This is a genomic window from Methanoregula sp. (assembly GCF_002835825.1).
In the GTDB taxonomy this organism is placed as follows: domain Archaea; phylum Halobacteriota; class Methanomicrobia; order Methanomicrobiales; family Methanospirillaceae; genus Methanoregula.
The window spans coordinates 1-1,179 of the sequence record NZ_PIZH01000645.1 but is presented as its reverse complement, the minus strand read 5'-3'; the positions used below and the strand labels follow the sequence as shown (position 1 = coordinate 1,179).

General features: G+C 54.8%; 2 protein-coding genes and 1 pseudogene. All 3 read right to left on the bottom strand.

Features of this window, described 5'->3' with window-relative positions; all coding sequences use genetic code 11:
• On the bottom strand, positions 1 to 297 hold a 297-nt coding region (locus CW742_RS14085; RefSeq protein WP_292421458.1), incomplete at its 3' end, for a hypothetical protein.
• A gap of 199 nt (positions 298 to 496) precedes the next feature.
• The gene (locus CW742_RS15500; RefSeq protein ID WP_369333024.1) at positions 497 to 781 is read right to left on the bottom strand and encodes a transposase; all 285 of its coding nucleotides are present in this window, start codon (positions 779 to 781) and stop codon (positions 497 to 499) included.
• 25 nt (positions 782 to 806) lie between these two features.
• Positions 807 to 1,179: pseudogene (locus tag CW742_RS14080) on the bottom strand (hypothetical protein); the annotation flags it as partial.

Below are 1,179 nucleotides of genomic sequence, written 5' to 3'. Positions count from 1 at the left end.
CACGGGCGTGGTGCACACGGCCGGGGGGGCGCCGGCAGCGAGCCGGTTGTACAGGCCCGGGTCAAGGTCCAGCCGGACCGTGCCGTTCTCCCCGCGAAGTACATACGCATAGGTCCGGGTCACGGGTTCTGCAGCGGGAGTTGCGGAAGGCTGCGGTGACAGGGCCGGAACCTGCAGGCTAGCTGAGGTATCTGATCTGCCCTGCAAGCCGGCACTCCCCGGAATCCCCCACGCGAACACCGCGACAACGAGCACAACGGCCGCGACTGCTGCTATTGCCAGACCGTACTGTTTCATTCCCTGCTGCTCCTCTCCGGATAATTCCGGTCACGCATGCGGAACCGGTTCGTGGTACACGGTTTCGTGCGGGCATACATGAAGCGAGCGGATCCGGTGCGCCGGAAAAATCCTGATGGTGGATCGATCGATGCCGGAAAAAATTCCGGAAAAATTCCCAAAAATGGTGATGACTGAATAAAAAGCCATACGGGAATACTCAAGAGATACATTTCACGAAATCATCATACAGATCGTGCTGACGGTGATGGGATCTGAACTCCAATTCTTTTGAGGAAAAGCGGGAATTTTTTTTGAGATTCACGCCGTGATATTTCATCAATCGTCCTTTTGCAAATGACCAGAATCCCTCCATACCCCTGATGCAGACGTTACCGTTCACGAATCGTTTACCATGATCGATTCTCATATGATGGAATCCAGATGAGATCAGGCCGGTAAACCTTCGGGATTTACCCGTGTAAATGAGACTTCTGCGTTTCACCTTCTTGATGGCCAGAGAAAAAAAGTTAGACCGGTCGTACGCTGATCTCCATCTCTGCAATAGTCCGGTAAACCTTTGCAGTCTCAGACTGGGTCCAGCGGTCAAACACCAGCGACTGGAATGGTTGCCAGATGGTCACCCAGCAGAAGATGATGAGAACGTTCTCCACCACCTCGGTGAGTGGATTTCCCTTGAACTGCGAACATATGGCAATGCCGATGAATGAGGGAATACAGACCGCAAGCGTGAGCCGGATCTCCCGGAGCCCGACCCGCTGGGTAAGTTTCATATCCCGCTGCACCTCGTCCGCCCGGTGCCGGAAATGGTACCGGATCGCTGCGATGATTGCAGCAGAGCGACCGGGTGTCAGATCCGTTGCGGGAAGGGTGATATCGAGC